We start from the raw sequence: 15,278 nt of genomic DNA on the forward strand, positions 1-15,278 counted from the left end.
GAACTCAGAAGTGAAACGCAAACGCGCCGATGGTAGTGTGGGGTCTCCCCATGTGAGAGTAGGTCATCGCCAAGCGCCTAATTTAGGTTAACGTGTAGACGTTAAGCTAAAGGAGCGGTAGTTCAGTTGGTTAGAATACCGGCCTGTCACGCCGGGGGTCGCGGGTTCGAGTCCCGTCCGCTCCGCCAACATTAAGAGATAAGCCTCATCGAAAGATGAGGCTTTTTTCGTTATGGCGTCGCGGATAATCCGTCCCAGTGATGCTATCGCTCAAATGGTTATCGTCATAGCCGGCCATCCCAATTCCTACGAGTGTACGTTATTGTTATTCGGATCAGTCTGAGATAATTTTAATCTCTTGGCCTTGTAGCTGACGCCCTATCCCTACTGGTAACGTCTATCTTTTTCTCGTCCTAATTGACTTAATATCGTTTATATTGAAGTATTTATTATTAAGCAGATACTTAAATTCCAAGAATGATTGAAATTGAGTAATTTGCCCCAAGATCGTCTTAAGTGCTGCAGTTTTGTAGCGTCCATCAATGAGGTCTATGCCATGCTTTATGATTTAACGGTTGTACAATTTAGCAAGATGCTGAAAAATTTAAGCGTTATTCTTGAAAAAGGCGAATGCTTCGCAAACCTCAAGAAAGTTGATATGGCGGTGCTATTAAACTCACGTTTAGCGCCGGATCAATTCAATCTTATTCGCCAAGTTCAAATTGCCTGTGATACTGCCAAAATTGGCGTAGCACGTTTGACTGATAACTTAGATACAGTACCAAAGCATGATGATAGCGAGACGACGCTGGCTGAGTTGCAAGCGCGTATTAGCTCGGTTTTGGATTATTTAGCGACGTTTAAAGCGGATGATTTTGCTAATGCGGCCACGATCCATGTCTCACAACCACGATGGGAAGGAAAATATCTTACAGGTTATGAGTTTGCCATTGAGCACGCTATTCCGAACATTTACTTCCATGTAACAACAGCCTACGCGATTTTGCGCCACAACGGTGTGGAAATTGGCAAGAAAGATTACCTCGGCGCTATGCCATATAAGTCGTAAATCTAGGCTAGATGTAGTACTGTTGCGTAGCCTAATTGTTGCGCAGCAGCGCTTTGCCGCTCGAGCTTACCAACCTTTCTGCATTACTACCTGTTCTTTCTCTACCTATGTTATGCCGCTTTGTCGTCGGAAAATTTAGGACTCGTTAGGGTTCTGTTGCGTCGATGAAGTAAATCAATACTCAGTTTTTCATTTCGACCTTATGTCTCGATCATCTTCATCTTATCAGCATGTATTTAATCTTGTTGGCTTAGGTGAATGATATGGACCGTAAGTTTATGAGTCGCCAAATTATCTGTTACTTAAATAGTGAATGGCGAATTGACTCATTATAAAGATGACCTGTTTGTTCGTTTTGAGCAGGGATTTACTGGAAGAGCCTATTTAAGGTTCTAATTAAAGGAGTTAGCTATGTCTATCGAATCTCAAGCCGTCGAGAGTCCAACGGATGCGACGACAACTGATTTACCGATAAAGAGCACGAAAGCAAAAAAAGCCGCCATTACTAGTGGTTTGCGCCTCAAAGACAAGTTGACCCAAGACACTCGCCGCCGAATTGAAATTCTGCACGAGCAACGCCAACTATCCAATCGTTTCGGCGTGGATATAGAAATTGACTAAAGCCATTGGCTTGTCGCTAAGTATTGGATATCACATCTAGATATTTAGCCAGCATGTACAGCTTCACGACGCCCGTCGTGGGGCTTGCTCACTCTCCTTAAGCATTCACTTCTTAAATTCATATTCCATTATCGTGACCATCTCGCCCATATAATCTTCCCGTGAAATCTTTGACCAACCAAGCGTTTGATAAAAGTCTGCTTTGTCTGCGGTAAACAAATAGATTTTTTGTAATCCGAGTGCTTTGGCATAATCAACGACGGCATTGACTAATATTTTCCCCAAGCCTTTATTTCGATAGTGTCCATTAACATACACATTGGCGAGCCAAGGACTTAGGTCGGTTCGGGTATCCATATCTGCTGCAGTTAATGAGGAGGAGCCCATGACTTGGTTAGCGTCTTCACAGATAAACATCTTAGGAATGGCGGCGTCAGAGAGGTACTCGCTCATTTGCTCGATGAGTGTGGTGACTGTGGCGTCCGCAGAACTTAAATGTGCCCATTCTTGATGATGCCATTGTGCCAGTTGTGGAATGTGCTGTGGGGCCGATTTTAGGTCGATAACTTTCATATAAATCTCTGACGTGTGTTATGCAAAGGACTTAATGGTACGACATTATGGCGCGAATACTTAAGTCCGTTCGCTGGTCTACATTATGTGGCGGCAGGTTTGATTGAGCAGGTTTGACTGAGTATACCGCTTAACTTGGGAGTGGTAGAAATACGCTGGCTTCGAGTCCACCTTGTTGCGCGTGGCTAAAGCTAAGTTCGCCCTGATAACTGTCGACGATATCTTTGCAGATAGATAATCCTAAGCCATGGCCTTGGATGCTTTCATCTAGTCGAATGCCGCGCTCAATGATAACTGACAGCGCGGCATCGGAGACGCCTTCGCCATCATCGCTGACTATGATCCCATAACCTGCGGTGGCAGCCGTTTGATGCACTATACGGATCTCAATGTTCTTGCGGCTATGTTTGCAGGCGTTATCCAGTAAATTGCCTAAGAGTTCGAGTAAGTCATCGCGGTCAAATGGCATCACTAAGCCACTCGTGTAATGGCTATGAATAATGCGGTCTGGGTAGATACGCTGCATCACTTGAATCAGCGGCGCGAGGTCGTCATCGAGCACGGTATAACGCCCCGGAGTGGACAGCCCGACAATCTTAGTGCGCTTAAGCTCTCTCTCGATGATGTGGTGCAGATTTGCGAGCACCTTGCTGCCCTCACTCCTCTGTTCCGGTGGAAGGCTTTCTAGGTAGGACTGCAGCCCTTGTAGCGGACGTTTCATTTCGTGGGCTAAGTTACCTAGGGCATTACGGGAGCGTTGCACTCGCTGGCCCAATTGATTGACTAAGCGATCTATCTCCTCAATCAGCGGGATGATTTCGCTCGGCATTTGGTCTGGATTAATTTCTTGCCCTTGGGTGCGCATCTGCCGTATGGCTTCAGGCATCTGCTCTAAGGGTTTAAAGCCGCGTTTAAGTAGCTGATACTGCGCTAGTAATAGAATAACAATCGTGAGTAACACGGCCGCGCTGGCAAAGGCTAAAAAGTGGATTTGGGTTTGTTCGAGCTCGCTGATGTCTTCTGTTACCCACAGAGTCACTAATTGATCATCTTTGATTACGGCCTGACTGAACATCAGCCAATGTTCTTTGCCGACAAACTCAGTGGCTTGGTGCTGCTCACCGGCGGTCAGTTTTGGCATGTCCACTTTATGGTCGAATAGGGAGCGTGAGCGCAGGGTTTGTTCGCCGATTTGAATTGCAAAATAATGCCCAGAATTAACCCTGTGGTACACATTGGGTAAACGGTCGGAGGTGAGCGCCCAGGTGCCATCGGGATTGTGATTCAGGGCGGAGATCAGGCTGTCGGCATCGTGTTGTAATCGCGAGGCAACAAAGTCTTGGGTTAATACTTGGATACCTTGGTACAGAAAATACAGTAACAGCACCATGGCAAAGGTGAGCGTGATCAGCAGATTGCGCGTCAGATAACCCTTGAGTGAATACACGCCTTTTACTCCTTGAGTCGATAACCTTGGCCGCGACGGGTTTCGATATAATCCTTGCCTAAGCGCTGACGCAGGCGGTTGACGTACACTTCGATGACATTGCTGTCTTTGATTTGATCTTCTTCGTAAATGCGTTCACTGAGCTCTGACTTAGAGACGATTTTGTTGGGATTGACCATTAAATAATGCAGTAGGCGATATTCAATCTTAGTCAGCTCTATCACTTCACCTTCGACATTGGTGACGGCTTGTTTGTCGACATCGAGGGAAACGCCCGCATGTTGCAACACATTGTCGGCGCGGCCAAAGTGGCGGCGGATCAACACTTCGAGCCTTGCGAGTAGTTCTTCAATATGAAAAGGCTTGCCAAGGTAATCATCGGCACCCGCTTTGAGGCCATCGACGCGTTCGTGCCACGCATCGCGGGCGGTGAGGATCAGCACTGGCATGGCTAAGCCTTTTTGTCGCCATTGGCCGAGGACTTCTAAACCGGGTTTGCCGGGTAAGCCGAGATCGAGGATCACGGCTTCGAAGTTTTCTTCTTCGCCTAAAAAGGCACCATCAATACCGTTATCGGCGTGCTCGACGGTATAACCCGCCTTGTTAAGGGCGGGAATGAGGCGCGCGACCAGATCGGTATCATCTTCAATCAATAGCAAACGCATCAGTCGACCTTTTCCTTTAGCCACTCGCCGGTTTTGGCGTCAATCTTGATTTCATACACTATGCCATCGTCACGAAGGATTTCGAGCTCGTAGATGATCCTTCCATGTTTTTGCTCGACTTCGAGATCGAGCAATCGTCCCTTTAGCCTTGATTCATAGCGTTGCATTATGGTGTCGAAGGGCAAAACCTTGCCCTCCTTAACCCACTCGACCACCTTGCTGGAAAGATCATCGTCGTGGGCATTGCAGCTTGGACTGCTAATCATCCCAACGGCCAAAGCCAGGAATATTAACGGTATCTTCATCGAATATGCCCTTCTCTGCGAGGTTGTGACAATTGCTGCATTGACTGAATGAGCCGACTTTGGGGTTATCTTGCACCATACGCCTTGGGATCTCATCGTGTTTGCGAATAAAAAATGCCTGTTCTGTGATCTTCTGCGGCCCAGAACCTACGAGCAGCGGCGTGCTGTTTTTCATCACCTTACCATTTTGTGCTGCATGTTGAACCAGATATTCCTCAATTCTGGCAGTGGCTTGAGGCTCTACGCTGGCGTTGTCACCAAAGTGATTCTCAAGATTTTCGGTAATGGCGCGCCACTTGTCGGCGGGGAGTAAGTTTGCGGGATAAGCCATGTGGCAGCTACCACATTCCGCCGTGTATTCCGCATTCTGTGGAATGGCGCGGCTGAGCTCGCGGCCATCGTCCGCATAGCCTGTGCCAGTTAAGGTTAGGCTGATGCCGATAACGCCAATGGCTAATGCCGCGGCTGTGAGTGATGAGCCGAGGAGCCAGCTAATAGAGTGTGCTTGTTGAGTCATGACATCTTCCTTTTTGTGCCGTTACCTTCTGTGGAAGGTATTGAAATTAATTGATCTAATTAAATTAGCTAATTGAATGAGTTATAAGGTAGACATTTGGCGGTTATTGCAGGCTTAACCAGAGTAAGGCATCGCCTTTTTCCTGCGGCGTGCAGTCGCGTTTAAAAGTCCAGTTACAGTTACGGGTAAACCATTTCTCAATTTTGGCTGAGTCGGTTAACCGATCTGCGGTAATCGACGGCGCCATAGGGTCAATGGGTTTACGGGTATTTTGGTGCATCCCAATGTCGGCGACTTTGGCGGTATGGCAACTGGCGCAGCTACGACCGTCCATGTCCTGTAGCCAAAGCTTTTGTCCTGCGGCGGCGGTAAAGGGTCCTGCGCCTTGGGCTTGATAGCGTTGCAGTTGCGTGCCGATACGCTCAGCGCTAAGTGGTAGGCTTGGCACTTTACTGTTGACGGCGCTAACGCTGAGGCTAGTCAGCAGCAAGGTGGAAATTGCGACAATGGCAAGGCAACTTTTATTCGTGTGTCTGGTTAATCTGTTCATAGGGCATTCCTTTTGGGCTGGATGTCTTATTGCGAAGCAAAATGGCTAATGGATTGATCTTCTTGTTCCACAGGGCGTTGTTTCTTGCCCGTGACCATGGCTCTGACTAAGTTTTCTTTGTGTAACAGGCTGCTGACGATGACGCCGCCAACATGGATGACCACAAGGAACACGGTGAAGTTGGCAAAGAATTCATGGACTTCTTTTATGGCGCCTTCGGGCCAAGTGGCGAAAAAGCTCGTAGCTAATGGGCCGTGTCCGTCGGTTGCGTACAGAGCCATGCCTGAGAATCCCGTGATGGCTATGCTGGCAATCAAGGCCACTATCATCATTGCCCCTGCGGGGTTGTGGCCTATGTAGTCTTTGGCTTTGCCCGTGACGAGCCCTTTGAGGTACACCAGTACTTCTTTAGGGCGAGTGATAAAGTTGCTAAAGCGCGCATTGTGGGTACCCACCACGCCCCATAACAGGCGAAACACCAGTAAAATTAAGATGCTATAACCAGCGTAACTGTGGATGGTCATCCATTCGTCTTCGCCTTCAGTGAGGTAGGCTAAGGTAAAAAAGCCGACGAGTGACCAATGGAATATGCGGATCAACAGGTCCCAGACTTTGATGGTTTGCAGTGTGTTTGATGACATGGTGTGACGCTCCTAAGTGGGTTTAGGTGTAGGCTACTTAACCCAAACTTAAACCTCGCTTAAATTTTGAGGCGCGAACATTTATCGAATTGATGGGGGTGAGTGGTGCGGTTGCTCGGGTGGTGAGCCTTAAATGTCAACGAAAACTCACTTGTTAACCTATTGGTATTACGTTAGATTCTGCCACCTCAATCGAGTGAAGGGATTAACTTATTTATGTCTACCGCCGTTATTCGCGCTTTTATCAGCCGCAATCCGAGTCATAAATCCTTTTGTATTTATGCCGTTTTATTATTTTTGACCGAAGTCTTAATCGCCTTATATGCACCTGCGGGTTTTATTCGTGGTTTTGTGGGCGATGTATTGGTGGTGATCTTACTGTTTTGCATGGTGCGCGTTGTTGTACCCCCAGTAGTCAATCCGGTAGCCAATAGTACAGACGAGGGTATTAAACGCTTTTTTCAAACGCCTTGGCTGGCGTTGGCGGTATTGCTGTTTGCCTTTGCTATCGAGTTTGGCCAATATTGGGGCTTAGTCGATAAGCTGGGCTTGGGCGGAAATCGTTTGGCGCGAATAGTGATAGGTAGCCATTTTGATCCACTAGATCTCGTGGCATATTTTGTCGGCTATTTGATATTACTGGGCTGTTATTGGAAAAGCCGTCAGTCCTAGTGATTTGAGTTTGCAAGAGCCGCGTGACGTGTGTTTTCGCGGATAGGAATGCGAGATAAGTGGGGTAAGGGATGCAGCCGATAACGGGGTTTTCACTGCTAACAGCACGTACTGATGGACTTGAGCCTGATCCACTGAAAATGCCTTTGTATTTCAATGGCCAACCTACTCACTCTTTTATTGCAGGCCTAGTGATTGAAGGCCAATACCGCTGCGTTTTACCCAATAAAACCTCGGGGTATTTGGTCATCACTTCTTTCGATTGTCCCTTCGAAGAATCGACCGAGTTTAGTTTGCTTGATGAAGGGTTTAAGCTCATTGCGACAACCTCTTTGGCGCAAATGTACGATTCTTTTCTGCTTTATGCCCATTGGCCTATGACGGATAACCGACTGAGGTTGCACTATTATGGTCAGTTTGTGCTGGATTTAGTGATTACAACGGGTAGTTCTTGGTTAACTTTTCAGCCAAAACTTAAACTGGTTGAAGTTATCGATCCCCAAAGCGATCCACAAACAGCCTCATCTCTTGCTGAATTAGCTCAGCGTTTAGCGCGGATTGATAATATAAACTGAGTGAGGTTTGAATTAAATTCAGTTAAAAAAGAAAGGGCTATTCGCCCTTTCATGTTTATCACTTGTATCTATTACTCATGCGGAAAGTTTTATAAGCTTGCTTGCAAAGACGTTTAAAAACCTAATAAAAGCTTCCTCACATCAGCTTGTTTGAGCCCCAAAACCTTAGAAGAAACCTAAAGGATTAACATCGTAACTCACCAAGAGATTCTTGGTATTTTGATAGTGGTTGAGCATCATTTTATGGGTTTCGCGACCGATGCCGGATTTTTTGTAACCACCAAAGGCGGCATGGGCAGGATAGGCGTGGTAACAGTTAATCCACACTCGACCAGCTTGAATGCCACGCCCCATACGTTGAGCCGTATTCATATCACGCGTCCACACACCAGCACCTAGGCCGTACTCAGTATCGTTCGCGATCGCTAAGGCTTCGGCTTCATCTTTAAAGGTGGTGACCGAAATGACGGGGCCGAAGATCTCCTCTTGGAAGATACGCATCTTATTGTGGCCTTTCATAATCGTCGGGCTGATGTAATAACCTTCACTTTGGCCGCCATCGAGTTGGCAAAGTGTGCCGCCCAGTAGCACCTGCGCACCTTCAGCCTTACCTATGGCTAAGTAACTTAAGATTTTATCGAACTGTTCTTTAGAGGCTTGAGCGCCAACTTGAGTGTCGGTATCTAATGGATCGCCTTGCTTAATGGTTTGCGCACGGGCGAGTACTTTCTCGATAAAGCGATCGAAAATCGACTCTTGGACTAACACCCGTGATGGGCAAGTACAGACTTCGCCTTGGTTAAAGAAGGCCAGCAACATGCCTTCGACGGCTTTATTTAAATACTCGTCTTCATGGTCCATCACATCGGCAAAAAACACGTTAGGCGATTTGCCGCCAAGCTCAACGGTCGATGGAATTAAGGATTCGGCGGCGCATTTTAAAATGTGATAGCCAATTTCGGTGGAGCCCGTAAAGGCCAATTTAGCGATGCGTTTGCTGGTGGCCAATGCTTGTCCCGCCTCCGCGCCAAAGCCGTTGACTACGTTAAGAATACCCGCAGGTAATAGGTCTTCAATCAGTTCGAGCAAGACCAGAATCGAGACTGGTGTTTGCTCCGCAGGTTTGAGTACCACACAGTTACCCGCCGCTAGCGCAGGTGCGATTTTCCATGCGGCCATTAAGAGTGGAAAGTTCCAAGGAATGATCTGGCCGACCACGCCTAAAGGCTCTGGAAAGTGATAACTGACTGTGTTGCCATCGATATCGGCAGCGCTGCCTTCCTGTGCGCGGATACAACCCGCAAAGTAGCGGAAGTGATCGACGAATAAGGGCAAGTCGGCATTTAAGGTTTCACGCACCGCTTTACCGTTTTCCCAGGTTTCGGCAACGGCTAAGTATTCGAGATTTTGCTCGACGCGATCGGCAATGCGCAGTAACAGGTTTGAGCGCTCGGTGACTGAGGTTTTACCCCATGCTTCTTTCGCTGCGTGAGCGGCATCTAATGCTAATTCAATATCTTGTGCATCGGATCGCGGGATTTGGCAAAAGTTTTGGCCATTCACGGGTGAGCGATTGTCGAAGTATTTGCCATTGACTGGGGCGACCCATTTTCCGCCGATAAAGTTGGCGTATTTTTCTTTGAAGTTAACGATTGCGCCTGCGGTTCCGGGTTGAGCATAAATCATAGAATCATTCCTTCTTGTGGATGGCCTGCTGGGCGTTGGCGATTTTTACGCTCTTGGCTTCAGCAAGGGAGTCTTGTTGATGCATCTCTGCTGGATGCCTTTTTAAATATTTTTCGTTTTGCTTTAAGCCAATCCTATTGATTGGCTTAGTGTTCTCTTATGCAACACCTGAGGCTTGCATACCAAGGGTGCATCGCAAGGAGAGTGCCAAACTGGCAGGAGTTGTACACTTGTTGTGCTAACAGTATGATGAAAAGCTAATTTTGCAGATTTGAATAAGTATGGGCACTCAGGGAGAGAAGTGTGTCCTGTGGTTACTTTGTCATTGAGTGGCACACAGCAATTGTGCCGAAACGGAACACAGCTCTGGGGAGCACGGCTATGGCAGTTAAACCGCATTTACCATCGACACAGGCGTGGTTGGCCGATTCGTGGCAGCGCAGCATTGGCGCTGGCTTGTCAGAGTTTCAGTTACCCCAGGAGCTCAGGCTCGATGCCTGCGAACTAAAGCAGAAACATGAGCAATATCAAATGCTAATAGCATTAGCGCAATCCCATGCCTTGCCTTTGTTTAATCAGTTGATGGCGCATTCTAATAGCCGACTCCTGCTCTCCGATGCCGAGGGTTATGTACTTAGGCATTGGGGCGTGAGCCGTTACTCCACAAAACTGGCGGATGTAGCTCTGGATATTGGGGTGAATTGGCTCGAGCAGCACAAGGGCACCAATGCGATAGGGACGGCACTTACCGCCAAACAAGCGGTATCCGTGGTGGGTGAGCAACATTTTATTCGCCAGAACCGTTTTATGAGTTGCACTGCTTGCCCGATATTTTCCCCCCAAGGTGAGATGCTCGGGGTGATTGATATCACCAGCGAGCAGCAAAGGCACACCCAGCAGACGCTGATGTTAGTGTCCAGTTTGGCGCAACAGGTCGAGACCGCGCTTTTGTGCCATCTGCCCGATAGTCATTATCGAATCGATTTAGCTGCGCAGCCAAACCTGTTGAATTCGGGTTGGCAAGGTATAGTGATTGCCGATAGCGATGGTCGCATTGTGGGGTGCAATCCCATGGCGAAACAATTGCTTAATCATGCCAAGGTGGGCGATGCCGTCGAACAGTACTTAGGCGATAATTGGAGCCGTGCGGGTGGCTTTAATCAACATTTAGCTTTGCATTTACAGACTCAATCCTTAAATATTCCCAGCGCTAAGGGTCGAGTTGCGATTAGCAATAAATCGCTCAATCAATTGGGGGTTCGGTTTCGCGATCCTCAACTTGAGCGCGCTTGGCAACATGCCAATAAGGTGATCACCAAGCAAATTCCGCTGCTAGTGCTCGGAGAAACGGGCGTAGGTAAAGAGCAGTTTGTTAAAAAGCTCCATGCCCAGAGTGCACGTCGCACCGAGCCCTTAGTGGCAGTGAACTGCGCCGCATTGCCCGCTGAATTAGTCGAATCTGAACTTTTTGGTTATCAGGCTGGCGCTTTTACTGGGGCAAACCGCACTGGATTTATCGGTAAAATTCGCCAAGCCCACGGCGGCTTTTTGTTTTTAGATGAGATTGGTGAAATGCCGCTGGCGGCCCAGAGTCGTTTACTCAGGGTATTGCAAGAGCGCGAAGTGGTACCCGTTGGCAGTAATCAAAGCTTTAAAGTCGATATCCAAATCATTGCCGCAACCCATATGGATTTAGAACAACAGGTGACTCAAGGGCTGTTTCGGCAGGATTTATTCTATCGATTGAATGGTCTGCAAGTACGTTTACCTGCGCTGCGTGAGCGGCAGGATATCGAGCGTATTATCCATAAATTGCATCGTAAACATCGTATCGCCGCGCAGGATATCTGCCCAGAACTGTTAGGGAAAATGATGCAATACGACTGGCCGGGGAATTTGCGTGAGCTGGATAACCTCATGCAAGTCGCTTGCTTGATGGCTGAAGGCGATGACACTTTAACTTGGCAGCATTTACCTGATTATCTGGCGGCCAAACTCACATGCGAGCCGTTAAAAGGAGACCTGTTACAAGCTGCATCTTTATGTGATGAATTTAAAGAGGTAAGCCGTCAATGTTCTGCATCACCCCTGCAAAGTGGTAAGTTCGCTGTGGAGCCAAATGCCACAAAGGCTCAATCGGATTCCCTAAATGAGGCGATTTATAGCAATGTGCTGCAGGCATACCAAGCCTGTAATGGCAATGTGAGCCAATGCGCTAAGCGTTTAGGGATCAGCCGTAATGCCTTGTACCGTCGATTAAAACAGATGGGGCTTAAGGATTAATACTCGCTTACGGCTCTTGTTACGAAGCTCAATCAATCGCCAAATATCTCCTAATCACCCCACGTTTATCCACTTCGCAATAGACTAAAACCGAGAGGTTTTAGTCCACAATCTCTAGCTTCAGTATCTGACAATGTGACTTTTTGTTGTTGCCAATTTATGTCTAATAGGTTTTATTGATTCATATAATCGATAAAGATCGTTTCTTCTAATTACAAATTCAGAACTATACTGCGGGCAGGCAGAAAAGAGCTTGGCGTTATGCATAGAAGAGGAACTGTTATGCATCTTACTAAAAGCCTTTTAATTATTTCTATGGGTCTGACATTGAATGTGCAGGCTCAAACTTTACCAACAAATACCCTGACACGTGACAATGGTGCACCTGTGGGTGATAACCAAAACTCGACCACAGCGGGTAGTAATGGCAGCGTGTTATTGCAAGATGTGCAGCTTATCCAGAAGCTACAACGCTTTGCCCGTGAACGTATTCCTGAGCGTGTCGTCCACGCCAGAGGCACAGGTGTCCATGGTGAGTTTGTATCGAGTGGCGATTTTAGTAACCTAACCCAAGCGGCACCCTTTGCACAAAAAGGTAAAGTGACGCCCGTATTTGTGCGCTTTTCTACTGTGATCCACTCGAAAGGTTCGCCAGAAACGCTGCGTGATCCCCGTGGGTTTGCGACCAAATTTTATTCGGACCAAGGTAACTGGGACTTAGTCGGTAATAACTTACCCGTATTCTTCATTCGCGATGCGATCAAGTTTCCTGACATGGTGCATTCACTCAAACCATCGCCAGTGACCAATATGCAAGATCCGAATCGTTTCTTCGATTTTTTCAGTCACGAAGCGGGTTCAACCCATATGTTGACTCAGGTTTACAGTAACTTAGGTGTACCTGCCAGTTATCGTGAAATGGACGGTTTCGGTGTGCATGCGTACAAATTTGTGAATCGAGATAACCAAGTTAAATACGTGAAATTTAACTGGAAGAGTCTGCAAGGTGTTAAAGGCTTACGTCCCGATGAAGTGGTTAAAGTCCAAGGGCAAAACTTTAACCATTTAACTGATGATCTTTATAGTGAGATCAACAAGGGTAACTATCCTAAGTGGGATCTGTACGTTCAATTACTCGACCCGACTGAGCTTAATAAGTTTGATTACAACCCGTTAGATGCCACTAAGGTGTGGCTAGATGTGCCAGAACAAAAAGTGGGCACTATGACGCTGAACCGCATGCCTGCAAACTTCTTCCAAGAGACTGAGCAAGCGGCATTTGCGCCATCGAATTTGATCCCAGGGATTGAGCCGTCGGAAGACAGATTACTGCAAGGCCGTATGTTCTCCTACGCCGATACTCAGCTGTATCGACTCGGCGCGAATTTGTCGCAATTGCCGATTAATAAACCCTTAGTGGCGGTGGCAAACCACAACCAAGAAGGTGCGGGCAATATGGGGCATACCCAGTCCGATGTGAACTATCAACCGAGCGTACATTTAGCCTTGGCCGAAGATAATCGTTATCGTGCGGTAACAACTGCGCTGACGGGGACTGTGCAACAAACGGCTATTAGCAAGCAGGATAACTTTAGCCAAGCGGGCGTCTTTTATCGCAGCTTGAGCAAGCAAGATAAAGCAGATCTGATCACTAACTTGGCCGGTGACTTAGGCAAAGTGAACGATACCAATGTGAAGCATCAGATGCTCAGTCACTTTTATCGCGCAGACCCAGAGTTTGGTGAGCGTTTAACCAAGGCCGTAAAGGGGGATCTGGCCGACGTTAAACAGCGTTCAATCTGATTTTGTTATTTTTAGGACTGTTTTGGTCGCAGAGATTTGCGCGTTAACAGTCCGAACCTAGTAAGTCCCGCAAGACGTAAACAAGCTCTTTTCTGCCCAGTTTAAGAGGGCGTCTTGCGGGCATTTCGTCACGTCTCATTGTTTAAATCTCTATTTTAGCTGTGCTGGGAGCCATTGATGAAACACACTATTGCTATCTTATTATTGATTATTGTGGCCCTGAGTATGTCGGTGGCAATGGGGGCGGGTTCGCTTCAAGCGCCATTGGTTACACCCGCAACTGCCAGTCAAACGGACGAGCCCGATACCGCACAAGTACAATTGCTGGTGGACTACTTTTTTGCTGCAGCGCGTACCGGCGATATCACAGTGCTTGAGCATTTTCTCGATGCGGGCTTCCCTATTGACCAGAGAAATAGTCAAACCTATACCGCGCTAATGGTGGCGGCCTATAACGGCCAAGAGGCTGCAACGGATTTATTGCTTGAGCATGGTGCTAATGCTTGTTTGCAAGATAAGCGTGGTAATACGGCAATGATGGGCGCAGTGATTAAGGCCGAATTCACTATCGTAAAGCGGCTATACGCGAAAGAATGCGATGCGAACCTAACGAATAATGCCGGAATGACCTTGACTGAGTTTGCCCGCTACTGGGGTCAAAGCGGCGCTTTACAGCAGGCGAGTTTAAAGCAATAAAGACGCTAGATCTTGCCATCTCTTGCGCTCGATCACTTTTGGTCATTATCTTTAATCTGTTTAGATCTCAGCATTTACTATTAGCAATAAGTCTGCTTGTTAATGATGTCTATGCCTTTTATGGTAACTTTTTGAATATCGTTTAATACGGTTTGGCCTTCGGAGAGCGATTTATGTTTGATGCCTTACTACTGACACAAGAAGATAAACGCACGTTTGCTCAAGTTTCACAGATCACAGAAGCTGATTTGCCAGAAGGGGAAGTCTTGGTTGATGTCGACTATTCCTCGCTGAATTATAAAGATGGTTTAGCTGTGACTGGTGCTGGCAAAATCATTCGTCAGTTTCCTATGGTACCAGGCATCGATTTTGCGGGCGTGGTGCGCGAATCGACGGATGTAAGATACCAAGTTGGCGATCAGGTGATTTTGACCGGCTGGGGCGTGGGCGAAAATCACTGGGGTGGTATGGCGCAAAAAGCGCGAGTTAAAGCCGACTGGCTGGTGCCCATGCCGCAAGGTTGTGATGCCGCTAAATCCATGATGATAGGCACGGCTGGGCTTACGGCTATGTTGTGCGTGCAAGCGCTGCAGCAGGCTGGGGTAACACCGCAAAGTGGGGATATTCTTGTTACAGGTGCCAGTGGTGGTGTGGGTTCTGTGGCGGTGACTTTGCTCGCCAATGCTGGCTATCGTGTGGTCGCCTGCAGTGGTCGAGTTGAACAGAATGCGCCTTTATTGAAGGAGCTTGGTGCCGCAGAAGTGATTGATCGCAGTGAGCTTGAACAAGATGCTAAGCCGCTTGAGGCGCAGCGCTGGGCGGGTGTGGTCGATACCGTTGGTAACAAGATCCTTGCCAAAGCATTAGCGCAAATGCAATACGGTGGTGCAGCCGCTATCTGTGGTTTAGCGGGCGGTTTTGCATTACCCACAACCGTAATGCCATTTATTTTACGGGGAGTGAGTTTGCTGGGAATCGATTCTGTTTCTTGTCCATTTGAGAAACGAAAAGCGGCGTGGGAAGCTGTGATTAAAGCACTACCCGAACATTTTTATCAGCAAGCTTGCCAGCAGATATCATTGGCAGAGGTGCCTGATTTCGCGAATAAAATTATCCAAGGTCAAGTTACCGGACGTGTATTAGTTAAGCTATAATCTCGTTTTCTACGTTTTAAC

General features: G+C 47.5%; 16 protein-coding genes and 1 tRNA gene. 9 read left to right on the forward strand and 8 right to left on the reverse strand.

Features of this window, described 5'->3' with window-relative positions:
• The first annotated feature begins 111 nt into the window (after positions 1-111).
• The 3 genes from L5M71_RS11110 to L5M71_RS11120 all read left to right on the forward strand — a co-directional run bounded on the left by L5M71_RS11110 (position 112) and on the right by L5M71_RS11120 (position 1,690).
• Positions 112-188, forward strand: a tRNA-Asp gene (locus tag L5M71_RS11110).
• 368 nt (positions 189-556) lie between these two features.
• Positions 557-1,069, forward strand: a complete 513-nt coding sequence (locus L5M71_RS11115; protein ID WP_063885021.1) for a DUF1993 family protein — start codon at positions 557-559, stop codon at positions 1,067-1,069.
• 411 nt (positions 1,070-1,480) lie between these two features.
• A complete protein-coding gene (locus tag L5M71_RS11120) occupies positions 1,481-1,690 on the forward strand; it encodes a hypothetical protein (RefSeq protein ID WP_220591706.1) in 210 nt (69 codons plus the stop codon).
• 105 nt (positions 1,691-1,795) lie between these two features.
• Here the strand turns inward: L5M71_RS11120 and L5M71_RS11125 are convergent, their stop codons facing one another.
• The 7 genes from L5M71_RS11125 to L5M71_RS11155 form a co-directional block, all read right to left on the reverse strand.
• Positions 1,796-2,263 carry a GNAT family N-acetyltransferase gene (locus tag L5M71_RS11125; protein ID WP_220591707.1) on the reverse strand — a complete coding sequence of 156 codons (468 nt, stop codon included), beginning with the start codon at positions 2,261-2,263 and terminating at the stop codon, positions 1,796-1,798.
• A gap of 130 nt (positions 2,264-2,393) precedes the next feature.
• Positions 2,394-3,710 carry a sensor histidine kinase gene (locus L5M71_RS11130; RefSeq protein WP_263207333.1) on the reverse strand — a complete coding sequence of 439 codons (1,317 nt, stop codon included), beginning with the start codon at positions 3,708-3,710 and terminating at the stop codon, positions 2,394-2,396.
• A 5-nt stretch (positions 3,711-3,715) separates the two neighbouring features.
• On the reverse strand, positions 3,716-4,375 hold the full coding sequence (locus L5M71_RS11135) for a response regulator transcription factor (protein WP_263207336.1): 660 nt from the start codon (positions 4,373-4,375) through the stop codon (positions 3,716-3,718).
• Entirely contained in the window at positions 4,375-4,641 is a 267-nt protein-coding gene (locus tag L5M71_RS11140) for a PepSY domain-containing protein (RefSeq protein ID WP_105251051.1), read from the reverse strand. Before L5M71_RS11140 ends, L5M71_RS11135 begins: the two co-directional genes overlap by 1 nt.
• On the reverse strand, positions 4,634-5,197 hold the full coding sequence (locus L5M71_RS11145) for a diheme cytochrome c (protein ID WP_263207338.1): 564 nt from the start codon (positions 5,195-5,197) through the stop codon (positions 4,634-4,636). The genes L5M71_RS11140 and L5M71_RS11145 overlap by 8 nt, the downstream gene beginning before the upstream one ends.
• A 103-nt stretch (positions 5,198-5,300) precedes the next feature.
• Entirely contained in the window at positions 5,301-5,747 is a 447-nt protein-coding gene (locus tag L5M71_RS11150) for a DUF1924 domain-containing protein (protein ID WP_263207340.1), read from the reverse strand.
• Positions 5,748-5,773: 26 nt separating this feature from the next.
• Positions 5,774-6,388, reverse strand: coding sequence for a cytochrome b/b6 domain-containing protein (locus L5M71_RS11155; RefSeq protein WP_263207342.1), 615 nt, complete (start codon positions 6,386-6,388; stop codon positions 5,774-5,776).
• 216 nt (positions 6,389-6,604) lie between these two features.
• Between L5M71_RS11155 and L5M71_RS11160 the strand changes: the two genes are divergently transcribed.
• Both L5M71_RS11160 and L5M71_RS11165 read left to right on the forward strand, forming a co-directional pair.
• Positions 6,605-7,060, forward strand: a complete 456-nt coding sequence (locus L5M71_RS11160) for a DUF2809 domain-containing protein (protein WP_263207344.1) — start codon at positions 6,605-6,607, stop codon at positions 7,058-7,060.
• 71 nt (positions 7,061-7,131) lie between these two features.
• On the forward strand, positions 7,132-7,635 hold the full coding sequence (locus tag L5M71_RS11165; RefSeq protein ID WP_263147896.1) for a hypothetical protein: 504 nt from the start codon (positions 7,132-7,134) through the stop codon (positions 7,633-7,635).
• A gap of 165 nt (positions 7,636-7,800) precedes the next feature.
• Here the strand turns inward: L5M71_RS11165 and L5M71_RS11170 are convergent, their stop codons facing one another.
• A complete protein-coding gene (locus tag L5M71_RS11170; protein ID WP_263207346.1) occupies positions 7,801-9,321 on the reverse strand; it encodes an aldehyde dehydrogenase family protein in 1,521 nt (506 codons plus the stop codon).
• A gap of 381 nt (positions 9,322-9,702) precedes the next feature.
• On the opposite strand from L5M71_RS11170, the gene L5M71_RS11175 reads away from it, so the two are divergent.
• The 4 genes from L5M71_RS11175 (at position 9,703) to L5M71_RS11190 (ending at position 15,257) form a co-directional block, all read left to right on the forward strand.
• Positions 9,703-11,604: a sigma-54-dependent Fis family transcriptional regulator gene (locus L5M71_RS11175; protein ID WP_263207348.1), complete on the forward strand. Its 1,902-nt coding sequence runs from the start codon at positions 9,703-9,705 to the stop codon at positions 11,602-11,604.
• A gap of 282 nt (positions 11,605-11,886) precedes the next feature.
• Positions 11,887-13,407, forward strand: coding sequence for a catalase (locus L5M71_RS11180; protein WP_173497778.1), 1,521 nt, complete (start codon positions 11,887-11,889; stop codon positions 13,405-13,407).
• Positions 13,408-13,584: 177 nt separating this feature from the next.
• On the forward strand, positions 13,585-14,103 hold the full coding sequence (locus L5M71_RS11185) for an ankyrin repeat domain-containing protein (RefSeq protein ID WP_263207350.1): 519 nt from the start codon (positions 13,585-13,587) through the stop codon (positions 14,101-14,103).
• 173 nt (positions 14,104-14,276) lie between these two features.
• Entirely contained in the window at positions 14,277-15,257 is a 981-nt protein-coding gene (locus L5M71_RS11190) for an MDR family oxidoreductase (protein ID WP_263207352.1), read from the forward strand.
• Positions 15,258-15,278 lie beyond the last annotated feature (21 nt).

It is taken from the genome of Shewanella sp. SW1 (genome assembly GCF_025653545.1).
GTDB lineage: Bacteria > Pseudomonadota > Gammaproteobacteria > Enterobacterales > Shewanellaceae > Shewanella > Shewanella oncorhynchi.